General features: G+C 39.9%; 21 protein-coding genes. 20 read left to right on the forward strand and 1 reads right to left on the reverse strand.

Annotation, left to right across the window (positions count from 1 at the left end; genetic code table 11):
• Window positions 1–220 precede the first annotated feature (220 nt).
• On the forward strand, window positions 221–787 hold the full coding sequence (locus M3610_RS19985) for a DUF4256 domain-containing protein (protein ID WP_251461765.1): 567 nt from the start codon (window positions 221–223) through the stop codon (window positions 785–787).
• Window positions 788–833: 46 nt separating this feature from the next.
• Here M3610_RS19985 and M3610_RS19990 read toward each other — a convergent pair whose 3' ends face one another.
• Window positions 834–1,010: a hypothetical protein gene (locus M3610_RS19990; RefSeq protein WP_251461767.1), complete on the reverse strand. Its 177-nt coding sequence runs from the start codon at window positions 1,008–1,010 to the stop codon at window positions 834–836.
• Between the two features lie 401 nt (window positions 1,011–1,411).
• Between M3610_RS19990 and M3610_RS19995 the strand changes: the two genes are divergently transcribed.
• The 19 genes from M3610_RS19995 (at window position 1,412) to M3610_RS20085 (ending at window position 22,859) form a co-directional block, all read left to right on the forward strand.
• Entirely contained in the window at window positions 1,412–2,824 is a 1,413-nt protein-coding gene (locus M3610_RS19995; protein ID WP_251461769.1) for an MFS transporter, read from the forward strand.
• Window positions 2,825–3,046: 222 nt separating this feature from the next.
• Window positions 3,047–3,649: a YARHG domain-containing protein gene (locus tag M3610_RS20000; RefSeq protein ID WP_251461771.1), complete on the forward strand. Its 603-nt coding sequence runs from the start codon at window positions 3,047–3,049 to the stop codon at window positions 3,647–3,649.
• Between the two features lie 27 nt (window positions 3,650–3,676).
• A complete protein-coding gene (locus M3610_RS20005) occupies window positions 3,677–5,734 on the forward strand; it encodes a BglG family transcription antiterminator (RefSeq protein ID WP_251461773.1) in 2,058 nt (685 codons plus the stop codon).
• Window positions 5,735–5,903: 169 nt separating this feature from the next.
• On the forward strand, window positions 5,904–7,844 hold the full coding sequence (locus M3610_RS20010) for a PTS fructose transporter subunit IIABC (protein ID WP_251461856.1): 1,941 nt from the start codon (window positions 5,904–5,906) through the stop codon (window positions 7,842–7,844).
• Between the two features lie 191 nt (window positions 7,845–8,035).
• Window positions 8,036–8,980, forward strand: a complete 945-nt coding sequence (manA, locus tag M3610_RS20015) for a mannose-6-phosphate isomerase, class I (RefSeq protein ID WP_251461775.1) — start codon at window positions 8,036–8,038, stop codon at window positions 8,978–8,980.
• 18 nt (window positions 8,981–8,998) lie between these two features.
• Window positions 8,999–9,715: a copper homeostasis protein CutC gene (locus M3610_RS20020; RefSeq protein ID WP_251461777.1), complete on the forward strand. Its 717-nt coding sequence runs from the start codon at window positions 8,999–9,001 to the stop codon at window positions 9,713–9,715.
• A gap of 26 nt (window positions 9,716–9,741) precedes the next feature.
• Window positions 9,742–10,155, forward strand: a complete 414-nt coding sequence (locus M3610_RS20025; protein WP_251461779.1) for a RidA family protein — start codon at window positions 9,742–9,744, stop codon at window positions 10,153–10,155.
• A 195-nt stretch (window positions 10,156–10,350) separates the two neighbouring features.
• Complete coding sequence (locus tag M3610_RS20030; protein WP_251461859.1) at window positions 10,351–10,788, forward strand: DUF2975 domain-containing protein; 438 nt, start codon at window positions 10,351–10,353, stop codon at window positions 10,786–10,788.
• Between the two features lie 10 nt (window positions 10,789–10,798).
• On the forward strand, window positions 10,799–11,008 hold the full coding sequence (locus tag M3610_RS20035) for a helix-turn-helix domain-containing protein (RefSeq protein WP_251461782.1): 210 nt from the start codon (window positions 10,799–10,801) through the stop codon (window positions 11,006–11,008).
• A 199-nt stretch (window positions 11,009–11,207) separates the two neighbouring features.
• Window positions 11,208–11,888: an RraA family protein gene (locus M3610_RS20040; protein WP_251461783.1), complete on the forward strand. Its 681-nt coding sequence runs from the start codon at window positions 11,208–11,210 to the stop codon at window positions 11,886–11,888.
• Window positions 11,889–11,961: 73 nt separating this feature from the next.
• On the forward strand, window positions 11,962–13,272 hold the full coding sequence (locus M3610_RS20045) for an MFS transporter (protein ID WP_251461786.1): 1,311 nt from the start codon (window positions 11,962–11,964) through the stop codon (window positions 13,270–13,272).
• Window positions 13,273–13,303: 31 nt separating this feature from the next.
• A complete protein-coding gene (locus tag M3610_RS20050; RefSeq protein ID WP_251461787.1) occupies window positions 13,304–14,506 on the forward strand; it encodes an aminotransferase A in 1,203 nt (400 codons plus the stop codon).
• 132 nt (window positions 14,507–14,638) lie between these two features.
• Window positions 14,639–15,292, forward strand: coding sequence for a GntR family transcriptional regulator (locus M3610_RS20055; protein ID WP_251461790.1), 654 nt, complete (start codon window positions 14,639–14,641; stop codon window positions 15,290–15,292).
• A 138-nt stretch (window positions 15,293–15,430) separates the two neighbouring features.
• Window positions 15,431–17,074 (forward strand): M20/M25/M40 family metallo-hydrolase, encoded by a 1,644-nt coding sequence (locus M3610_RS20060; protein WP_251461793.1) that lies wholly within the window; start codon window positions 15,431–15,433, stop codon window positions 17,072–17,074.
• 345 nt (window positions 17,075–17,419) lie between these two features.
• Window positions 17,420–18,109: a FadR/GntR family transcriptional regulator gene (locus tag M3610_RS20065; RefSeq protein ID WP_251461795.1), complete on the forward strand. Its 690-nt coding sequence runs from the start codon at window positions 17,420–17,422 to the stop codon at window positions 18,107–18,109.
• A gap of 256 nt (window positions 18,110–18,365) precedes the next feature.
• Window positions 18,366–19,391, forward strand: a complete 1,026-nt coding sequence (locus tag M3610_RS20070) for a zinc-dependent alcohol dehydrogenase (protein ID WP_251461798.1) — start codon at window positions 18,366–18,368, stop codon at window positions 19,389–19,391.
• Window positions 19,392–19,508: 117 nt separating this feature from the next.
• Window positions 19,509–20,840 carry an MFS transporter gene (locus M3610_RS20075; protein ID WP_251461801.1) on the forward strand — a complete coding sequence of 444 codons (1,332 nt, stop codon included), beginning with the start codon at window positions 19,509–19,511 and terminating at the stop codon, window positions 20,838–20,840.
• Window positions 20,841–21,054: 214 nt separating this feature from the next.
• Window positions 21,055–21,906, forward strand: coding sequence for a transketolase (locus M3610_RS20080; protein ID WP_396953660.1), 852 nt, complete (start codon window positions 21,055–21,057; stop codon window positions 21,904–21,906).
• Window positions 21,906–22,859, forward strand: coding sequence for a transketolase family protein (locus M3610_RS20085; RefSeq protein ID WP_251461806.1), 954 nt, complete (start codon window positions 21,906–21,908; stop codon window positions 22,857–22,859). The genes M3610_RS20080 and M3610_RS20085 overlap by 1 nt, the downstream gene beginning before the upstream one ends.
• The last annotated feature ends 12 nt before the right edge of the window (window positions 22,860–22,871 follow it).

Consider the following 22,871-nt stretch of genomic DNA (forward strand, 5'->3'; position numbering starts at 1 on the left):
ATCTCCGCTTATATCGGCTTCATAAGCTTCCTCTATATACATTAGTCGGAAATTCTTCGCTTATGAATTCTCATACCTCCATGAAAATCAATGATTAACAAAGGAATTTACTACGGAACTATCGAATAGGTAGTCAGTGTATTTTTTTATCTAAGATGATAGTATGGGACGAACGATAGTCCTTTAACATTTATGAGTAAAAAACAAGGGGGAAACGAATATGATAAAGACGAATATGGAGTTGTCACTAGAACAAACTGAGGCACTACTAAAAACGTTGAAAGCCCGCTTTGAGAAAAACATGAACAGACATGAAGGCCTTGAATGGGCTGAAGTACAAGCAAGGCTCGAAGTGAATCCTGAAAAACTGTGGTCGCTCCATGAAATGGAGGAAACTGGCGGTGAACCGGATGTGGTTGGCCATGACCAAAAGACGGGCGAATTCATTTTTTATGATTGTTCAGTGGAAAGCCCTAAAGGCCGTAGAAGTCTTTGTTACGACCGTGCAGCCCTGGAGTCAAGGAAACAACATAAACCAGCAAATTCCGCGATTGATTTGGCCGCTGACATGGGTGTTGAACTTTTAACGGAAGAGCAATACCGGGAGCTGCAGACCCTTGGAAATTTCGATTTGAAATCGTCAAGCTGGGTGCAAACACCTGCCAATATTAGAAAACTTGGCGGGGCCATCTTTTGTGATCGCCGCTACGACACTGTCTTTGTCTACCACAATGGAGCAGATTCCTACTATGCTGCAAGGGGTTTCCGCGCCGCGCTAAGAGTTTAAACTTTGCAAATAAAAACATCCCCAGGCTTGATTAGCCTGGGGATGTTTATTTATCTAAATAATGATTGTACATTTCTAGACATTCCAGCAGTTCGGTTCGATATACCATCAATGCTTTTCTGATCGTTTCGTTATGATTGTTATTCAGTTCAAGGTTGCATTTCTCTAATTCCAACGACTTAATCACGGTAAGTTCGTTATACATATTTGTTAGGTTGTTCATGTCCCCGATACTCCAACTCCTCTAGCAAACTTTTTTTGTTTTTCTAATAGAATTGACACTATTTTTGTTTTTTATACTTGGTTCTGGAGGCATTGTTATAGGACTTACTATTTAGATTTAACATAAACTTTTGGACACTTATGACCTATATTTTGGTTCAGTTTTGATTTTATTCCCTTTTTTCCATGTTTAATGCTCAATGACCCAACTGTGTCTTGTTGAAAAATTATTGACTTTCAGACTATTCAGTTCTATTATGAAATCTATTCAAACATATTGGAATACTATGCTTTATCTTTTCCAAAAGAGGGCGTGGGGTTCCTTTGAGAAGACCCTCAACATTGGAGAATGTACAGTATCCTATTCCAGTACATAAAAAAACATCAAAAGGGGGAGCTCAATTGGAAAACAAAAGGTTAGTCATTCATTCGAAGCAAGACATTATTGATTTTGTCAGTACCAATCCTATTAGTCAAAAAGGGATGTTAATTGTTTTCGTTGCATTGGGAGGAATTGTTCTCGATGCGTATGATCTGACGAGTATTGGAATTGGGGTTAATCAACTAACGGAGGATTTCAATCTATCTCCTGCCCAGCTGGGTTCGCTTACCTCCGTCATGGCGGTTGGGGCTTTGTTGGGCGCACTATTTGGAGGGATGGTAACAGATAAACTGGGCCGGAATAAGATGTTTTTGGTCGATATTCTTTTACTTGTGGTTGCGGCCTTTGGGGCAGCGCTCGCCCCCAATTTAGAAGTTCTTGTATTTTTCCGTTTTCTTTTAGGCGTCGGCATTGGACTTGATGTCCCTATTGCCTTAAGCTTTATTGCAGAAATAACAAATACGAAGAGACGGGGGCAACTAGTAAATCTTTGGAGTCCGGTCTGGTATATCGCCACTGCTTTTGCGGGATTGCTACTATTGCCGATCTATTTTTTAGGAATTGATGAGAATCTTTGGCGGTATGCAGTTGGCTTTGGAGGAGTGCTTGCCTTAATTGTACTGTTTCTTCGCTTTAAATTTATGGATGAAAGTCCGATTTGGGCTGCCAAACACCTTCCTTTAAAGGAAGCAGCAAAAATTGTAGAAAGAACTTATAATATTGAAGTAGTGGTTCAAGAGTTGAAACAAAAGGTAACTAAACAGGACGATAAAGTAGCGTTATCTACGTTATTCTCAAAGAAATACCGCATGAGGACTCTTTCCGCCTCTATTCTAGCCGCTACCGAAAGCATGGAATATTTTGCTGTTATGTTTTATCTTCCTACCATTTCGATGCTGATTTTTGGCAAAGGAACAATCTACGGGATTATCGGAACCGTTGTATTTAACTGTTGTGGAATCCTCGGCGGCCTTTTCCAATCCTATTTGACTGGAAAAGTCGGTATTCGTAAACTTGCGATCATTGGATATTCAATCGTTTGTATTGCCCTTTTAACTGTAGGCTTAGTAGGAGAATCATTACCGGCCATCTTTGTTGCCATCCTTATAGGCAGCTTTATTTTTGGTCATGCTTTTGGACCTGGGGCTCAATGTATGACCATGGCTACATTATCTTACCCGACAGAGTTAAGGGGACTTGGTTCCGGATGGGGACAAGCCATGTTAAGGGTTGGCAGTATTATTGGGGCCTTCGTGTTTCCAATGGTATTGGCCCTTGCAGGATTAGAAAAGACGCTGCTCGTTGTCCTAATTGCTCCGGTTATTGGCTTAATTGCCGTGTCTCTAATCAAATGGGATCCAACAAATAAGAACTTAGATAGTGATACAGAAACAGAATTTCTTTCAAAAAATCATTCAAAACTTAGTATATGATCATGAATACAGGTGAATAAAAATAATCCTTAAACCAATCGATGCAGCTTGCCCGCGGAGATTGGTTTTTTTCTTTGCTGAAATATCCCACCCTTCATAAGTTTAAATGAAATACTGATGTCATATCAGAATAATCTGTTTGAAATAATTCCCCCTTATAATATGTATGATTGCAAGTATTGAATATCGGATGTCTTTTTTCAATAGAAGGGGAGTGTTTTAATGGATGTATGCACAAATTGTGGTGAAGAATTAAATCCATCTAGTAAGTTCTGTCCAAACTGCGGTTCGAAGGTTGCCATAGAGCAAAAGAACATGCCCTCAACCTTAGAAACTCGCATTGAAATAAAGAAAAATCGTTCCAAAACGAGATTATTAGCTGGAGTCGGAACGCTTATAGGATTGATGCTTGCTATCAGCGTTACCCTAATCGTAAAAGATTTCTCTAAGCCTGAACTTAAATCGAATGCAGCGGTAACAAAAACAGTTGACCGAGCAAAAGATAAGGATGTTGAAAAGAAAGATCAAGTTAGTCATGAAACCGAACAGGAAAGTTCCAATCCTCCCTCTTCGGAATATATTTTGCCTGCTAGTGATAAGAAAGTGTTGGGTGAGGCGGACGTTGCTAATCTTACAAAAGGGCAGCTGCGTATCGCGAGAAATGAGATCTATGCTCGTCATGGGTATGTCTTTCAATCGGAGGATTTGCAAACCTATTTTTCGAGTAAGTCATGGTACCAGCAAGAACCTGACTTTGATGGCTCTTTAAATGAAGTAGAAAAGGAAAATATAAATTTCATCAAGGAGAGAGAGGACAGTCTTTAGTAGAGTACATTTGGTGAAATTGTTTTAGTGCTTCAAAGTGCTTCGCAAGAAAAAGCAACTGAAACCATTAATTTTAAATTCGAGTCCTACTGTACCTTGTTCCAATTGAATAGAAGTCAAAAGAAAGATACACTTACTATATCGTTAATTGGAGCAGGTGCAGGAATGAATGATCGACAAAAGGAATTACTAAGAATATTGCTGACGAATGAAGAAGGGGCCTTGAATATAAGGGATTTGTCGGAGGAGCTTGATTGTGCGGAGAAAACCGTACGGAATGATTTAGACCGGATCGAGGAGTTTCTTCTTGATTATTCCGGCGCGAAACTGACCCGTAGGCCCGGTTTTGGAGTAATGATTGGAATTGGCGAGGGAGAACGGTCTGCTATTTTGCGAAGTCTACTTTCTAGTGAACCGAAATCAAATGAAGAGCGGCTGATTGAAATCACCTATCAGCTCTTAACTAGCCATAAGGCGATAACCTTACAGTATTTTTCCGATTCTTACTATGTACCCAAAGCGGCTATTAAAAAGGATATGGAGGAAATTACAAACTGGCTTCACGTATTTCATCTTGAACTGATCACTAAACCACGGCTTGGAAGTGTGATTGAAGGAACAGAGCTGCAAAAACGGAGCGCGTTGGCTCACTTATCCGAGCTAATTCCCTCTCTTTCAAACGGGAAAAACTTTGTGTTGGATTTATTTTTGCCTTATGAAATTACCACCGTGAGGAAAGCGCTGGAGGATTTGCGGGACGAGTTTTCGATAACTTTTACAGAGGAGGCGTTAGAGAGCCTGCTGGTTCATGCTTTGATCATGACCAAACGGACCCGGCAAAGGTCTTCCGTATTTGTCCAAGAGTCTGAAAAGAAATCGGCACTTGGTCGAAAGGAATATCAGTATGCCATTTGGTTTTTTAATCAGCTGGAGTCCGTATTTCGGCTCACGTTTCCTGAAGAAGAGCGGATCTATTTTACCTGGCACCTTATTAGCAGTAAGCGAGTAGAAGAGGGATCTGAACAGATTATGGAATATGATGAAGAGGTTGCAGAGGTACTCCGTGTGTTCATTGAAAGAATGGGAAAACTGACCCTATTTGATTTTGAAGCCGATTCGGTATTACTAAACGGCCTTGCTGTCCATATGCTCTCCGTCATCAATCGAATGAAGTACGGTTTTCCAATCTTTAATCCGCTGCTATCTAATATTAAGAAGATGTATCCCTATATGTTTAATATGGTCATTTTGACGCTCGAAGAAATTAAAAGTACTTTCCATTTAGAAATCCCTGAAGATGAGGCAGCCTATATCGTTCTTCATTTTCAAGCCTCGATTGAACGGATGGAGGGGAAGAGAGACCTAAAGAAGAAGGCACTGATCGTCTGTCATATGGGAATTGGCATGTCTCATTTGCTAGAGGCAAAGATTGAACAGCAATATATGGACATTGATATAGTAGCCTGTATCGGCAAAGCAGAAGTAACAGATTATACAAGGCAGCATCCAGTTGATTTTATTATTTCTACTGTTCCTCTTGAGATCAATCTGGAGTACATCGTCATTTCACCGCTGTTTGGACAAGAGGATAAGAAAAAATTAAGTCAATTTGTTAAGAAGGTGAAGCAGAATAAGCCTGACCCTCTCGAACAAAATGCTTTTTCTCAATTATTGACGGAAGACCTTGTGTTTTTTCAATTAGATAAGGGACACCGTTATGAAGTGGTCGAAATGCTTGCCACTACTCTCGTAAACAAAGGCTATGTTAGGAAAGAGTTTATCCATAGTGCTGTGAATCGGGAAAGGAAATCTGCCACTGCGATTGGCGGAGGAGTGGCCATTCCGCATGGAAATCCGTCGGTGGTTCAAAGATCTGCCGTAGCGGCAGCAATCATGAAAGAGCCAATTGAGTGGGGCGATGAACGGGTTTCACTAGTATTCCTGCTGGCGATTTCAAAAGAAAATCATCGAGACGTTCGCGCGGTCATCGGAAAAATAGCTTCCCTTAGTGAGTCACCATTGGTTGTTCATGAGTTAACAAATGCAGAAAATTATCAGGATTTTCTACGGATCATAAATAAGTAGGGCAGAGAAGAGTAGATCCAGAGATCCACTCTTTTTTTCGGTGCTTTTTATTTTAATAAAATGATTTTTACCGCAACTTCTGGTAAAAATAAATAAAATTTACTAGACAAAGAGGACTTATTATATAAGTAAGCGATTACTTATATTTTTTCATTAGGAGGAAAGCATGATGGGGAAAATTCTAGCTGTAACAGCTTGTCCCGTTGGTATTGCTCATACGTATATGGCTGCTGAAAACTTACAAAAAGCAGGCAAAGCGTTAGGCATAGATGTTAAAGTTGAAACACAAGGGTCCATTGGGGTAGAAAATGCGTTAACGGAACAGGAAATTGCGGAAGCCGATGGAATTATTATTGCTGCTGACAAAGAGGTCCCAAAAGACCGCTTTGCTGGAAAAAAAGTCATTGTTACCGGTGTTAAAGATGGAATTCAGAACCCGGAAAAACTCATTAAGCAGATTCAGAATGGAGATGTTCCTGTTTATAAACCAGAATTAGCATCTGCTACTGGATCATCGAATAGTAAAAGTAAAAAGAATCCCATTTATAAGCATTTGATGAATGGTGTATCTTACATGGTTCCATTTATTGTTGTTGGGGGATTGTTAATTGCGATTGCCTTGACTCTTGGCGGGCAACAAACACCTGGAGGAATTGTCATTCCAGACGATTCCATTTGGAAACAAGTTGAAAAGCTTGGCGGAACAGCATTCATGTTCATGGTGCCAATCTTGGCTGGTTTTATTGCAGTGAGTATAGCTGACCGCCCGGGACTAGTACCGGGGATGATCGGCGGATATATTGCAGCTAATGGCAGTTTTTATGGAAGTGAAGCAGGTGCCGGATTTATCGGCGGGATTATTGCCGGCTTTTTGGCAGGTTATATAGCCCTTGGAATTAAGAAATTAAAGGTGCCAAAAGCAGTTCAACCTGTTATGCCGATTATTTTTATCCCAATTCTCTCATCTGTTATTGTAGGTTTATTATTCATTTTTGTTATCGGTGCACCAGTTGCCCAAATCTTTGAATCATTAACAAGCTGGTTGGCTAGTATGCAAGGCGGAAGTTCGATTGTATTAGCGATGATTCTTGGAGCGATGATTGCCGTTGATATGGGTGGACCATTCAACAAGGTAGCGTTCTTATTCGGTTCAGCCATGATAGCAGAAGGAAACTATGAAATTATGGGGCCGATTGCCGTAGCGATCTGTATTCCTCCAATTGGACTTGGACTAGCTACATTCTTGAACAAACGCAAATTTGGTCCAACGGAAAGAGATGCAGGAAAAGCGTCCTTCACAATGGGTTTATTCGGTATTACGGAAGGTGCGATACCATTCGCAGCACAAGATCCGCTGCGTGTTATTCCAAGTATCGTTGTCGGTTCTATGGCCGGCTCGGTTATTGCCATGCTTTCAGGTGTGGGTAACAAAGTGGCCCACGGCGGTCCGATTGTTGCCGTGTTAGGTGCTGTCGACAATGTGGTTATGTTCTTTATTGCCGTTATTGTTGGGGTAGTTATAACAGCGATCATGGTTATAGCATTGAAGAAAGATGTGGAGGCAGCGGCACCCGTTGTTGGTGATGGCGGCGCTCGAACTGATGCACCTCTAGTAGGAAATGGTGTAATGGCAGAAACCGAAAAGGCTGAAATCGAGAAATTGACCGATATTACCAATTTGGACTTAATCGAAGTGGATTTAGACGGAACGACTCGTGACGGTGTTATCGATGAATTGATTACAAAGTTTGATGCTACTGGTGTTTTAAGCTCGAAGGCAGAATTTAAACAAGCAATCCTGAACCGTGAAGGTGAATCTTCTACTGGACTGGGTATGAATATTGCCATTCCACATGGAAAATCAAGTGCGGTTAAACGGCCAGCTGTTGCCTTTGGAATTAAACGTGAGGGTGTAGACTGGAAGAGTTTAGACGGTACAGACGCAAAACTAATCTTTATGATTGCCGTACCGGAAAAAGCAGCAGGAGATGCGCATCTGAAGATCTTACAAATGCTATCACGTAAACTAATGGATGACAGCTTTAGAGAGCGATTGTTACAGGTCACTTCTAAAGAAGGAGCGTTCAAATTGCTTGAGACAATCCATTAACATAGAAAGAAACCAAAAAGAACAATTGTAAAGATATCATTTGGAAAAAGAGAGCAGCCATTGCTCTCTTTTCCATATAAAAGTACATTAATAGACCATGGGCATCGATGAAAATATGTACAAAAAAAGCAAAGCTGTAAGCACGTCAATGAATCGAGAGTTTAGAAAATAAAATGATGGAGGTATTATACATGCAACCGATGTTTTTAAAACCAGTCTTTAAAGAAAGAATTTGGGGCGGTACCGCTTTACAAGAAGAATTCGGCTATGAGATACCAAATGATAAAACAGGAGAATGCTGGGCTATTTCTGCTCATCCAAATGGACCCTCTATGATTGAAAATGGACCTTATGCAGGTATGTCATTGGATGCAATCTGGCGAGAAAAACCAGACCTTTTTGGTCACCCAAATGAGGAGGTTTTTCCTCTTTTAACAAAAATATTAGATGCAAATATGGATTTATCTGTTCAGGTCCATCCGGAGGATACATATGCGAAGGTTCATGAGAATGGTGAACTTGGCAAAACAGAATGCTGGTATATTCTAGATTGTAAAGAAGGTGCCGAAATGATCTTCGGTCACAATGCTAAAACAAAAGAAGAATTAGTCGAGAAAATGAAAGAAGGAAAGTGGAACGAGCTGCTCGGCAGAGTCAAAATCAAACCAGGTGACTTTTACTATGTGCCAAGCGGAACTATTCATGCACTATGTGAAGGGACTCTTGTATTAGAAACACAGCAAAGTTCAGATACCACCTATCGTGTGTATGATTATGATCGCAGGGACGCTGACGGGAATTTAAGGGAGCTTCACTTAGAAAAAGCGATAGATGTAACGACTGTGCCGCATCAACATGCAGGGGTCGCTCCGAAAGTTGAGAAGCGGGAAAATGTAACCATTACAACCTTTGTGGAATCCGAGTTTTTCACCGTTTACAAGTGGGAAATTGAGGGTAAGGCTGCTTTTGAATATAATCATCACTATTTACTTTTAAGTGTGATCAAGGGTGATGGAACGCTAGTCCACAATGGTGAGAAGTATCCGTTGACTAAAGGAACACATTGCATTATTCCAGTCGGTTTGGGAGAATTTGAATTAAATGGTGAACTTGAACTAATCGTATCACATGTTTAGAACAAGGGAGACCATGGGATGACCACAAGTAAACCAGGGGGAAATGTCGTGCTACTTGAATTGATTGCTGTCACGGCTGAGGATGCCTTATTAATTGAAAAATCAGGAGCAGACCGAATTGAGCTTGTTTCGGGCTTAACAGAAGGTGGGTTAACGCCGAGTTATGGGTTGATTGAAAAAGCAGTTTCGAGTGTGCGTATTCCGATCAATGTTATGGTGAGACCGCATAGTCAGTCGTTTTGCTATTCGAAAGACGACCTCGCGATCATGAAAAATGATATTCGCATCATTCGCTCGCTTGGGGCAAACGGGGTCGTATTGGGAATGCTGGATGAAGAAGGAAATATCGCATACGGTCAGCTTGAAGAACTTTTAATGGAAACAGGTGATATGGAGGTAACCTTCCATCGCGCCATCGATAGTTCAAAAAATCCGCTCGAAGCAGCCGAAACATTGGATCAATATAAGGAAATCAAGACAATTTTAACATCGGGCGGATATGGAGACTGGCCCACCCGGCTTGAGCTGCTCCTGCAGATGAAGGATCGGTGTAAGAAGACGGATATCCTCATCGGAAGCGGGCTGACAAAGGAAAATATCCTAGAAGTTCATGAAAAAGTGGGTACCGGTTTCTATCATTTCGGATCAGCCGTTCGTAAAGAAAATAGTGTACTTCAACGTGTTTCGTTAGAAAAAGCCACTGAAATTGTTCATCTTTTGAAGAAAAAGGGATGAGTCCCTCATAATTGGGAGGAATACATATGAACAAGAAAATATCGTTAATCCGCTCTAGTAATCTTGCACAGGTGGATTATGCTTATGCAAGTCGAGTACCTGCTGGGATGGAGTTGCTATTTTTAGCAGGGGCATGCCCTCTCAATAAAGAGGGAATCGTACCAGATATAAATGATTATGTAGCCCAGGCGAAACTCTGTGTTGAGAATTTGAAGATGGCTTTAAAGGAAAGCGAAGCTACATTGGAAGATGTAGTCTATACGAGAGTCCTAGTTGCATCAAACCAGCAAGCTGATTTGGGTGCCGTTTGGGAAGCGATTCGTCTTGAGTTTGGCGACCACGATGTCCCAAGCACTTTAACCGGAGTTACAGTGTTAGGTTATAGAAACCAATTAGTGGAGCTTGAGGCAGTAGCAGCCGTCAATCCAATAGAGGAGTAATATCATATTTCACAAAAAAGGCATTGGTAAATTCCGATGCTTTTTTTCTCATGGGTATTTTAGTGACAAGTACCGTTGCAGCTTTTGTCAGTGTTCTTGAAAAACCAATTAAAAATTTCCTGAAAAAGTGAAATAAAATGTGAGGTGTGTACTTTGAGAGAAGTCACAACATTATTTTTAAAAATAGCTGTTTTTATGATCGGACTACTGGTTCTTGCGTTATGTATATTTTTAGTGCCTCATCTAGCGAATTTTGCTGCAAAATTGTATCCAAATATTGCCCTAATGAAATTTCTTGTTTTCATCTTGATGTACGGAGCTGCCGTGCCTTTTTACTTTGCTCTCTATCAGGCTTTCAATCTTTTGCGGTACATTGACGAGAACACAGCGTTCTCGGAATTATCTGTAAAGGCGTTAAAGAACATAAAGGGTTGTGCGATTACAATCAGTGGTTTGTATGTAGTAGGTTTGCCACTCTTTCGTTTGATAGCGAGGAAAGTGGACCCTCCGATTGGATTTATCGCACTCATCATCATTTTTGCTTCGTTGGTTATCGCCGTTTTTGCCGCTATCCTCCAACGGCTTCTACAAGAAGCGATTAATATAAAATCAGAAAATGATTTAACGGTTTGAGGTGGAGAAGATGGCCATTATTATTAATATTGATGTGATGTTAGCAAAACGAAAAATGAGCGTAACAGAGCTTTCGGAGAGAGTTGGAATTACTATGGCGAATCTTTCTATTCTGAAAAATGGGAAAGCAAAAGCGGTTCGTTTTTCAACATTAGAAGCGATATGTAAATCCTTGGATTGCCAGCCAGGTGATATTTTGGAGTACAAAAGCGGGGACTAGTGAGAGTCAAATCATACAGTTAAATAATCCGGAATTTCTTTTGATAGAGGGGTGCACCAACATTGGTGCACCCTTTTCGGCTTTTTAGAATGGATCTGAAAAAAAATAATTTTCAAAATTGTATTTACAATTTAACTTTTTCGCATATATAATGTATTTGTATTTGTATACAATGAAAGAGAGGGGTAGAAATAACCGAATGAAGATTATTTCTGAAATTCAAAGACCAGATCCACAAGTGATTAAAGAGTTGGAAGCGATTTCACCGAGCGACTATGGGCATAGTCTTAATTTTCAACTAATCAGTACGAGAAAAATCAAACCCTTATTTCCAATTGACCACACCTTTGCAGGACCTGCACTCACCGTAAGAATTCCTCCTAATGATGGTTTATTAATCAATAAGGCACTCGATTTTGTGAAACCTGGGGATGTAGTGGTTATCGATATGAATGAAGAAGAGCGTTTTGCTTGTTGGGGTGAAATTACCACGAAACTTGCGATGGAAAAAGGTGCGATTGCTTGTATCATTAACGGAGCGGTTACCGATACCCGAATGATTATTGATCTACAATTTAAGGTTTTTTCTTACGCTGTTTCCCCTTTAACCACCAAGGTTTACAGTCTTGATGGCGATGTCAATGTGCCAGTATCCATTTCCGGCTGTGTGATTAACCCAGGAGATATTATTGTCGGAAGCAACGATGGCTTGTTAGTAGTCCCGAAAGAGGATGCCTTAACCTATCTTGAAATTGGGAAAAAGGAACAGGAAGCCGATGAAAAACGCCGCCAAGATTTAGAACAGTTAGGTGCAGAGAATTACCTTCGTCGCTTCGACCCATTATGGGACCGACTCTTGGAAAAGAACAAGAATGACTAATGATAGTAATCTATTGAAATAAATCCCATTTTTTCTGCTTTTCTACAATTATATTAAAAAGGGAGAGGGTAAGATGGCAAGATTGGAAGCTGAAAAACAAATCGAAATGGTGCAGGTAAAGGAAAAGAAAATCGGGTTACGTTGGGGACTGGCCTTTCTATTTTTTGTTATTGGTTTTATCGCTTACATGGACCGATCCAATATTTCGATCGTTGCTGTACCAATGATGGAAGATTTGGGATTGAATAAGGTTCAATTTGGACTACTCTCTTCCCTTTTTTACTTAGGGTATTGTTTTGCACAAATTCCTGGCGGTATGCTGGCTGAAAGGTTTGGTGCAAGGAAAATTGTAACCATCGCCGTTGCCTGGTGGTCCGTCTTTACCGCGTTAACAGCCGCTAGTGCCAATTATGTGGTTATGTGTATCGTACGGTTTTTATTTGGAGCTGGTGAGGGTCCGATGTATCCGGGGAACGCTGTGTTCAACTCTCACTGGTTTCAAAAGCATGAAAAAGGACGTGCGTCTAGTGCTTTGTTAGCTGGTTCCTTCTTGGGGCCGGTGATTGCACCAGGGATTTCAGTCGCTATTTTGGCGGCGTTTGGCTGGCATGGGGTATTTTATGTATTTGGTCTATTGGGCATCGTAGTTGCATTGGCTTGGTACTTCTTCGGAAGAGATAAGCCAGAACAGCATCCGTGGATTTCTGAAACAGAAAAAAGGCTCATTATGGAAAACCGCAGTTTTTCCGGACTTCAAAAAAAATCGGCCCCATGGAAGCAGTATTTAAAAAACTACCGATTTTGGCTGGTAGGGATTCAATATCTAGTGGTCATCTACATGAACACCTTCTTCCTAACATGGCTTCCTACTTATTTGATGGAAGCAAGGAACTTTTCTTTAAAAGAAATGGGATTTGCTGCTAGTTTCCCGTGGTTGGCTATCTGTCTGTCCGTGCTAATCGGAGGCGCTGTTTCAGATAAAATCCTTCAAAAAACAAACTCGCGGATGATTGCCCGTGGGGGAATGGCTGTCTTCGGTTTTGTCGTTTTCATGGCAGGCTTGTATCTCTCTGCTTACTCTGTTAGTCCTACATCAAACGTTGTTTGGTTAACCATCACTCTTGGTGCACTAGGGCTGCCGATTGTTGCTTCGTGGGCGATTGCGAACGATTTAGGTCAAGAATTCTCCGGTTCCGTCAGTGGCTGGATGAATACGTGGGGAGCCATTGGAGGAATCACCTCTCCGATTATCTGCGGCTGGTTTGCACAGGAAATGGGTTGGAACACTACTCTATTAATCAACATTATCCCTGTTATTATTGCAGCATTGATCTGGTTCTTTATTAAGCCTGACCGTCCTTTAGTTCCAGTGGAAAATAAATAAGAAGTGTAAAACTAAAAAAAGGTGAGATCACATGGAAAATTTGATTAATAAGAGAGTTACGACGATTCAGGTTCCTAGTATTAGGAAATTTTCCAATATGGTGGTTGATTATCCTGATGCGATCAATCTTACCCTAGGTCAGCCTGATTTTCGTACCCCCGAGCATATTAAAGAAGCGGGAATTGCAGCCATAAAGCAGAATCAAACGGTGTATACGCATAATGCAGGGTTACTTAGCCTGAGACAAGCGGCAAATGATTTTGTGCATCGTAAATACGGTCTATCCTATGACGCCGAAAAGGAGATCATTGTCACCAACGGAGCGACAGAAGCGATTGATATCGCCTTTCGCACGATTTTACGTGAAGGGGATGAAGTCCTTCTTCCAGCTCCTATCTATCCAGGGTACGAACCGCTCATCCGATTGTGTGGAGCAACTCCTATCTATATAGATGTGACGCAAAATCAATTCAAGCTGAATGCCGAACTGCTTGAGAGTAAACTAACCGACCGAACTCGCTGCCTTGTTCTTTGCTCTCCATCTAATCCATTAGGTAGTGTGTTAGATCAAGAAGAGAGTTTTGCTATAGCAAAACTTCTGAGGGAAAAGAATATTTTCGTCGTTTCGGATGAAATATACAGTGAACTGACGTTTGATAAAAAACATTATTCGATTGCTTCTGTTCCTGGAATGAGGGAAAAAACAATCGTAATTAATGGTCTAGCGAAGTCACATTCTATGACCGGGTGGAGAATTGGTTTTACTTTTGCTCCAGCCTATTTATCTGAACAAATGTTGAAGGTGCATCTTTATAATTCAGTCTGTGCAAGCACGATTAGCCAGCATGCAGCCATTGAAGCTCTTACCCATGGGATCGATGATGCGCATCCTATGGTCGTCGAATATCGGAAAAGAAGAGATTATGTGTGCACACGGTTAACGAAGATGGGATTTGATGTGGTGAAGCCAGAAGGTGCCTTTTATGTTTTCCCTTCGATAAAAAGTACCAACATGAATTCTTTCGATTTTGCGATGGCTCTATTACAAGAAGTGAAAGTGGCGGTGGTGCCTGGCACTGGATTTTCTAAGTATGGAGAAGGTTTCATACGGATCTCCTATGCGGCTTCTATGGAGATGCTCATCACAGCTTTCGATCGAATGGAACTTTTTATGCATTCGATTTTGAACAAAAAGGCAGTTCAAGAAAAGGAAGTCTCGAACAAAATTTCATAAGAATTTATTTTGCAGATATTTACAATCGTAACATCCTGGTATAATCAAACTATATTGTCCTTCTCGTACATTATAGTTTGATTATACTTTTAAGTAATTTCTTATCTGGAGTAAACGTAAAGGAAGATTATTATGCGAAAATTAAAATCAGCTGGTTCGTTATCTGATCAAGCGTATGATGTGATAAAAGATGCCATTATCAATAATGAAATTAAACCATTGGAATATTTAACAGAAGAGCACTTAGCAGAAAAACTGGGGATCAGCCGAACTCCGATTCGAACGGCCATAAAAAAGCTAGTCTATGAAGGGCTGCTTGAAATGGAATCATCCAAACAAACAAGGGTTCGAATGATCTCTGTAGAAGAAGCACGACAGTACCAGGTTCTAAGAGAAACGTTGGAACCTCTAGCCGCCAAACTTGCCTGCTTAAACATGGATGAAGAGCAATTAGCCTTTTTAAAAGACATTTGTGATCAACAGCGTGAAAGTATCGTCGAAAAAGATTTTAGCCAATTTATTAATTTGGACACCCAATTTCATATCTATCTCGCAGAGTTCACCAATAACCATAAATTAATAGAATTTATTAATTCTCTTCGCACCCAGATGCAAAGGTATCTCATTCTAACGAATACGCTGCAGGCCAGTGCGTCAGAAGCACTTGAAGAACATCTTGAAATCATAGATGCTCTTGAAAGGAAAAATCCAGAAGAAGCCGCTGAATGCATGGCCAAGCATGTGAAAAATGTATCCAATCGATTTGGTCTTACACTTTTAAAATAAAAAACCGTATGGAGTGAAGCGCTCTGGTGGGTTACTGGAGCTTCTTTCGCCCCTATTTACTAATAAATATTTTTTAAAAATTAATTGTATACAAATACAAGTACGAGTGATGTTATTTTTAAAGGGGATGACAAAAGGATGATGGTAAAAGAAAGTAAGTGGCAAACAAAAGACCAATTATTGGACTCACTCTGTGAACTGGTGGAGATTCCAAGTGTGACACATAGTATCGACGAAATCGCAGTAGCAGAGTATGTTGAAAAAAAGCTTCGTGAGCTTCCCTACTTTCAAACGAATAAAGAGTATTTAACTCTTCATACAACCGAGGACGATCGTAAATTTGTTACGGCTCTCGTCAAAAAAGGGACGAATGAAAAACGAACCGTGATTCTTGTCAGTCATTTTGATGTAGTGGGAGTAGAGGATTATGGAGATTGGCAGGAATATGCTTTTCAGCCGAAAAAATTAACAGAGTTATTTTACGAAAATAAGAATCATATGCCTAAAGAGGTTCAAAAGGACTTAGAAGATGGAAATTGGTTGTTCGGCAGGGGAACGATGGATATGAAGTGTGGATTAGCATTGCATATGTCCCTCATCGAAGAGGCCTGTTCCGGTTCCTTTGATGGGAATTTGCTGCTTTTAACGGTTTGTGATGAAGAAGTGAATTCTGTAGGAATGCGTAATGCGGCACCGGTTCTTTTGGAAATGGCGAAGCAGCATCATCTGGAATACAACGCGTGTTTGAACTCGGAGCCTATGTTTGCTCGCTATCCAGGAGATGAGAATCAATACATTTATTCCGGTTCCATTGGTAAGATCCTGCCTGGGTTTCTCTGCTACGGGAAGGAAACACATGTGGGCGAGCCTTTCTCAGGCTTAAATGCGAATTTTATGGCCTCACTGCTAACGAATGAGTTAGAGTTGAACACAGAATTTTGTGAAGTGGTTGAAGGTGAGGTCACTCCCCCGCCAACCAATCTAATCCAGAAAGACTTAAAAAAAGAATACAATGTGCAAATCCCTCATCGAGCGATTACCATGTTCAATCTATTTATTATGGAACGTTCCATGAATGAAGTAGTGGAACACCTAAGGAAAAGTGCTGAAAAAGTCGCCCGCAGGATCAAACAGGGGTATGAAAAAAGAGCAGCCCATTTTTCGACATTAGAAAACTCTACACCAAAGGAAATGTCCGTAAAGGTTTATCAATTTGATGAATTATTACATTATGCGATCGATACCTATGGAAAAGAAAAAGTAGAAGCTATTCAAACGAAAGTCTTGAGAAGTAGAGGGGCGAAGGATGACCGCGACCTGACCATTCACCTGGTTGATGAGCTTTCGATTCTTTGTAAAGAGCTATCACCCATGATTGTCCTTTTCTTTGCTCCGCCCTATTACCCGGCGGTAAGCTCTCGAAACCACCCGCGTATCAGTCGTGTCGTCGATCATATCATTGGGTATGCCAAAAATACGGATGATATCGAGCTGAAAAACCAAAATTATTTTGCGGGGTTATCGGATTTAAGTTATGTCAGTTTGGAGAAACCTGCGTCAAGTCTGAAAGACCTCACCTCTAACATGCCGCTTTGGGGTAAGGGATATCATGTTCCTTTAGATGTATTAGAGAATCTCAATATTCCTGTCCTCAACCTAGGTCCGGTTGGAAAAGATGCACACAAATGGACCGAACGACTAGATGTCGACCATGCTTTCGGAGCGTTAAGAGATATGCTTTCGATTACAGTGAATCTATTATTAGATGGGGACAAGGATTAGGAAGACCAAGGGGACGATCCTGGTGGCTTTTTTACTACTCATGAAAAACATGGGAACCGTCCCTGTGGACTTATGATCACCTCTCAGCGTTATCGGGCTGGGGGTTTTTTTGTGTGAACCAAACCGTATAATTAGGCTATGTTTAACAATAAAATAGGGAGGGTAATTGAAACCCAAGATTTTCAAGTAATAGAATAATCGGATAAAAATTGGCAAACTAATTATTTGGTTAACCCTTTGAAATATTAACTTTATTGCCCTTTTGAATAAATATCATTATAATAAAACATGTCTAATTACTCACTTAGAATACAACATACAAATCGTAAAAAAGAGGTGATTATTATGAATTTTAATCCAGTATCTAGCAAGAAATTATATATGCAAATTTATAATCAAATTCTTTCAGAAATACAATCGGGTTCATTTAAAATAGGTGATAAACTACCAGCTGAGAGAGAACTATGTGAGATGTTCGGTGTAAGTCGTGCTCCTATTCGACAGGCCCTAAGTGCTTTGGAGTTAAATGGAATAATCTATTCCCGTCAAGGCGAAGGCGTCTATGTGAAAAGCACTCAACTTGCAACTGATCAATCCTTCTTTAAATCTATCACCCCTGAAGATATTGTTGAGGCAAGAATGAACATCGAGCCACTTATTGTTAAATTTGCAGTCCAAAGAGCAACGGATGAAGACATAGAGGAGCTTCGTTCAACCATCAAACAGATGGAGGACGAAACAAGGGCTGGCGTATACGTACCAGAAACAGACGAGAAATTACATGGTGCTATTGCCAAGGCCTCTCATAATGATTTATTTATCAACATCATGGCTGCTATTATCAATGCCATGAAACAACAGGAAATGTGGAAATTTATTCGAGATCGAACCGTAACTCGACCAGACTACCGGGACGTTAATTTCAGAGAACATCAATTACTTATTAAAGCGATTGAGGATCGTAACGAAGAAGAAGCAGTGAAAATTATGACTAACCATATGCAAAATCTATATGATCGGTATTGGAAGGATTAGATGAACCAATCTTTCAAAATTGTATAGTATAAATACTCTAAATTCCCCATGAAAAATTGATGGGGAATTTTTTTATTTTCTATTGGTCTAGTCCCTGTTATTCAACATGCCTTCACTTCAGAGTTATTAGATTATTTTAATATCTTATTGACAAACAAAATCAAGGAAAGTATATTAAGTACAAAACATCTTAGTAGACAAGTAAACAAGATTACAAGTGGATAGGAATGAAAAGCATTAATAAAAGGAGGAGATTATGAGAGCAGCAGTCATCGATAAACCATTTTCGATTCGTTTACAAAAGGTTAGTTCACCGGTAATTAAACATGCGAATGAAGTCAAAATTCAAGTGGTCGTCACTGGAATATGCGGCTCAGAAATTCATGCTTACCACGGGACACATCCTTTTCGAATCCCACCAGTTATATCAGGACATGAGCTTGCAGGGATGGTTGTAGAAACAGGATCAGAAGTCAAGGGGGTCTCAGTAGGGGATCGAGTTACAGTGGAGCCTCATTATGGATGTGGTATTTGCAGTCCTTGTAAAGCTGGAAATTATCATATTTGTAAAGAAAAAAGAGTGTTAGGTACACAAGAATGGATCGGTTCTTTCGGTGAATATATCGTTGTTCCGGAAAACACCATTGTAAAGTTACCAGATAATATATCCTTTGAACAGGGAGCTATCATCGAACCCCTAGCAGTAGGCGTTCATGCTGTTAGAAAGGCTGAAATAGGTCCCAACGATAAAATAGCTATTCTCGGAGCAGGCCCTATAGGTTTGGGTATAATGATAGCTGCAAAAAACGCAGGTGTATCCAACATCTACATAACCGATGCTTTGGATTATAATTTAGAAATTGCCAAAAGGCTGGGTGCCACTTCTCCCATTAATACAAATGATGAGGATGCTGTTGAAAGAATATTGAAAGAGACAGATGGTGACGGAGTAGACACAGTATTTATTGCTGTTGGAATTCAATCCGTCCTGAATGATTCGTTCAAGATCGTCAAAAGAGGCGGAAAAGTATCTGAAGTTGCTCTTTTTGGAAAGAAACCAGAAATTGATATTTCTTCCATTCAAAATAAAGAGATCGAATTAATTGGCTCCAACATGTATGTAAGAGAGGATTTTGAGATTGCACTTGAGGCAATTGCAGCTAATTTATTTGATCCCTCTTTGTTTATAACAAAGGTTATCCCAATCGATGATATCAAGAATGCTATGAATATAGTTGACCAGAAATTAGAGAATGTTATAAAGGTTTTATTGAAATTTTAAATAGTTCATATTTTCGTAGCTTTGGTTTTTATGGAGAAAAAAGAGAATGAAGAAATTTTTGATTGTTTTATGTAAGGGGTTACAAAGATTCTAGAGGGGACGATAGGAGGAATTATTTTGGATATACTTCAATTAGAACGCTCAACTACTAAAAAGGTTACATTAAGGTTAATTCCGTTTTTATTTTTATGCTTTACAATTTCGATACTAGATAGGGTAAATATTGGATTCGCAGCACTACAAATGAACCAAGATTTAGGTTTTTCGAATGCGGTTTTTGGATTTGGGGCAGGGATCTTCTTCCTTGGCTATTTCCTATTAGAGGTTCCTGGCAGTGCCATTATGACGAAAATTGGGCCAAGAAAATGGATTAGCAGAATCATGGTTACTTGGGCCATTATTGCTATTTTAATGGCTTTCGTAAAAACTCCTATGCAATTTTATACAGCGCGATTTCTTTTAGGTGTTGCGGAAGCTAGTTTTTATCCATGTATGGTATTTTATTTAAGCGGTTTTTATCAAACCAAACATCATGCAAAGGCAATTGCAGGATTTATGATTGCCATACCAGGTGCGAATGCAATTGGTTCACCACTTTCCACTTTCTTATTAGGGGTCAACTGGTTAGGAATGGAGGGATGGCAATGGCTATTTATTATGGAAGCGATTCCAGCTGTGATTTTAGGTTTCATTTGCTATTTCTATCTTGATGATAAAATTGAAGATGTAAAATGGTTAAATAAAGATGAGAAACAATGGTTAATTGACGTCACAACAAAAGAGAAGCTGCAAAAACAGGAAGTAAAGCATTACACATTCTTGCAGGCATTAAAGGATCGTGATGTTTTAATCTTATCGGTTGGATATTTTTGCTGGATGATCGGTTACTATGGTATTGTCATGTTTTTACCTACCATTTCAAAAGGTTTAACAGAAGCAACTTCCCTTAGTACCCAATCAATGGGGTGGGTTTTAGGGTTCATGTATGTTTGTGCCATGGTTACGATGTATCTAGTTGGTAACCATTCCGACAAAAAGAACGAGCGGCGCTGGCATGTTGCCGCATGTTTAACAACCAGTGCAGTTGCAATGGTTATTAGCAACTTGGTGGCCAATACGAGTATTGTTTTATCGTTTGTCTTTTTAACGATCGCCCTTTGCGGAGCATTTGGCGCATACTCTCCATTCTGGTCAATTCCTCCCTCTTTCTTAACGGAAGCAGCGGCTGCAGGGGCTATTGCTCTTATTAACAGTATAGGGAATCTTGGTGGATTCTTTGGACCTTACATTGTTGGATATATTAAAGATCTAACAGGATCATTTAATGCGAGTATGGTTTTCTTAGGTGCAAGCTTGATACTAGGCTCTTGTATTGTCGTTTTCTTTGTAAAACAGTCAGGCAAAGTATTAAAGTCGAACGACGAAAATAAATTGGAAAAAACTAGTTGAAAAGTTTATTAATCTCTCGAACCTTCGGATCACAACTTTTGTTGACCGAGGGTTTTTTGTCTTTCCAGATTAGTGAGTTTTATAGATTTTCCAATTAGTTAAATTTATCTAAAAACTTTATTGACAAATATGTAAACGGTGTTATACTGAGTTCATAAGTTAACTTAGTAGACAAGTAGACAAGAGGACGACGAAATGATTAAAGGTTATCAAAATGAATGAGGTGATTGGAATGAAAGTTGTTGGTATTGAAGAATTAAAGCAAAAAGCGATTGAAATGAGGAAAACAGCTCTTACGATGATACATGAAGCGCAATCCGGGCATCCGGGGGGCTCCTTATCTGCAGCTGATGTGGTAACGGCACTTTATTTTAGAGAAATGAATATTGATCCAAATAATCCCCAATGGGAAGATCGCGATCGGTTCGTTTTATCAAAAGGGCATGTTTGTCCAATCCAGTATTCAGCATTAGCTTTACGAGGATATGTCCCGTATGACACCATTTACACGTTAAGAAAGTATGGTTCTCCATTCCAAGGACATCCGGATATGAAAAAGTGCCCAGGTATTGATATTTCTACAGGCTCTTTAGGGCAGGGACTTTCTTGTGCAGTTGGTATGGCACTGGGAGGCAAAAGGGATTTAAAGACTTACCGCGTTTTCGCTATGTTAGGAGATGGTGAGTGTCAAGAAGGACAAATATGGGAAGCGGCACAAAGTGCTGTTAAATATCAGTTAGATAATTTAGTAGTATTTGTTGATGATAATGGATTGCAAATTGATGGTACAACTGATGAAATTATGCCAAACCAAGATTTAGAAAAGAAATTTCAGGCATTTGGCTTTGAAACGAAAAGAATAAACGGACATTCGATGGAAGAGATTGTTGAAACACTAGATGATATTCGCGTAGCAAAAAATGGAAAACCAAAGTGTGTAGTACTTAACACGGTAAAAGGTAAGGGAGTCTCTTTTATGGAGCATTCATGTGGATGGCATGGTGTTGCTCCTAATGATGGCGAGTATCTTACAGCCATAGAAGAAGTAATAGGGGGGTTAAAATAATGAGCTTAATGGAAAAAGATATTCCAGTTAAAAAGGCTACCAGAGAAGCATTCGGTGATGAAATTGTTCGTTTAGGGAAAAAAAATAAAAGCATTTATGTGGTTGATATTGATATCGGTAAATCATGTAAGACCACAGAATTTGCCAAGCAATTACCCAATCAGCATGTAAATGTTGGTATAGCTGAACAAAATGGCGCTGGATTAGCGGCGGGACTTGCGACAACAGGTAAGATCCCCTTTGTAAGCACTTACGCTGTATTTGGTTCACTTAGAATGGCGGAGCAGATCAGACAAGAAATTTGTTACCCCAACCTAAATGTAAAAATAGCCTGTTCTCATGGCGGACTTACTCCAGCGAATGATGGAGCAAGTCATCAAAGCATCGAAGATATGGGTGTACTAAGAACCATTCCAAATATGACGGTCATTATGGGTGCTGATTATAATTCTACTAGAAAATTAGTAGAACAAGCAGCTGAAATGTACGGACCTGTGTACCTTCGTTTTACGAGAGATACCGTTCCGTTTCTATATGATGAAAATGAAGAATTTACGATTGGGAAAGCAAAGCAAATCAAGGATGGGGAAGATATCGCGATTATTGCGAACGGTGACACTGTCTATCTTGCCTTAGAAGCAGCAAAGCAATTAGAAAAAGAAGGTATATCCGTAAAACTACTAGATATGCACACCATTAAGCCTCTTGACAGGGAAGCGGTCGCTGACTGTTTAAATATTGGCAAAATCATTACAGTTGAAGACCATAATATTTTAAATGGTCTAGGAAGTGCGGTATGTGAAGTAGTTGCGGAAGAAGGCAAGGGGATCGTGAGAAGAATTGGGGTTCAAGATCAATTCGGGCAGTCGGCCCCATATGAAAAGTTGTTAGAGCTTAATGGTATTACAATCGAGAATATTGTCACTACAGCAAAAAATTTACTCAATAACTAATAAACTACCGAG

This window comes from Neobacillus sp. MER 74 (assembly GCF_023714155.1).

Coding starts and splice junctions, on each gene's coding strand:
- M3610_RS20040 (WP_251461783.1), top strand. CDS start 11,208: ATGAAGATTATTTCTGAAATTCAAAGACCAGATCCACAAGTGATTAAA.
- M3610_RS20045 (WP_251461786.1), top strand. CDS start 11,962: ATGGCAAGATTGGAAGCTGAAAAACAAATCGAAATGGTGCAGGTAAAG.
- M3610_RS20085 (WP_251461806.1), top strand. CDS start 21,906: ATGAGCTTAATGGAAAAAGATATTCCAGTTAAAAAGGCTACCAGAGAA.
- M3610_RS20025 (WP_251461779.1), top strand. CDS start 9,742: ATGAACAAGAAAATATCGTTAATCCGCTCTAGTAATCTTGCACAGGTG.
- M3610_RS20055 (WP_251461790.1), top strand. CDS start 14,639: ATGCGAAAATTAAAATCAGCTGGTTCGTTATCTGATCAAGCGTATGAT.
- M3610_RS20020 (WP_251461777.1), top strand. CDS start 8,999: ATGACCACAAGTAAACCAGGGGGAAATGTCGTGCTACTTGAATTGATT.
- M3610_RS20070 (WP_251461798.1), top strand. CDS start 18,366: ATGAGAGCAGCAGTCATCGATAAACCATTTTCGATTCGTTTACAAAAG.
- M3610_RS20030 (WP_251461859.1), top strand. CDS start 10,351: ATGATCGGACTACTGGTTCTTGCGTTATGTATATTTTTAGTGCCTCAT.
- manA (WP_251461775.1), top strand. CDS start 8,036: ATGCAACCGATGTTTTTAAAACCAGTCTTTAAAGAAAGAATTTGGGGC.
- M3610_RS20080 (WP_396953660.1), top strand. CDS start 21,055: ATGAATGAGGTGATTGGAATGAAAGTTGTTGGTATTGAAGAATTAAAG.
- M3610_RS20060 (WP_251461793.1), top strand. CDS start 15,431: ATGATGGTAAAAGAAAGTAAGTGGCAAACAAAAGACCAATTATTGGAC.
- M3610_RS19990 (WP_251461767.1), bottom strand. CDS start 1,010: ATGAACAACCTAACAAATATGTATAACGAACTTACCGTGATTAAGTCG.
- M3610_RS20050 (WP_251461787.1), top strand. CDS start 13,304: ATGGAAAATTTGATTAATAAGAGAGTTACGACGATTCAGGTTCCTAGT.
- M3610_RS20010 (WP_251461856.1), top strand. CDS start 5,904: ATGGGGAAAATTCTAGCTGTAACAGCTTGTCCCGTTGGTATTGCTCAT.
- M3610_RS20035 (WP_251461782.1), top strand. CDS start 10,799: ATGGCCATTATTATTAATATTGATGTGATGTTAGCAAAACGAAAAATG.
- M3610_RS20000 (WP_251461771.1), top strand. CDS start 3,047: ATGGATGTATGCACAAATTGTGGTGAAGAATTAAATCCATCTAGTAAG.
- M3610_RS20065 (WP_251461795.1), top strand. CDS start 17,420: ATGAATTTTAATCCAGTATCTAGCAAGAAATTATATATGCAAATTTAT.
- M3610_RS19985 (WP_251461765.1), top strand. CDS start 221: ATGATAAAGACGAATATGGAGTTGTCACTAGAACAAACTGAGGCACTA.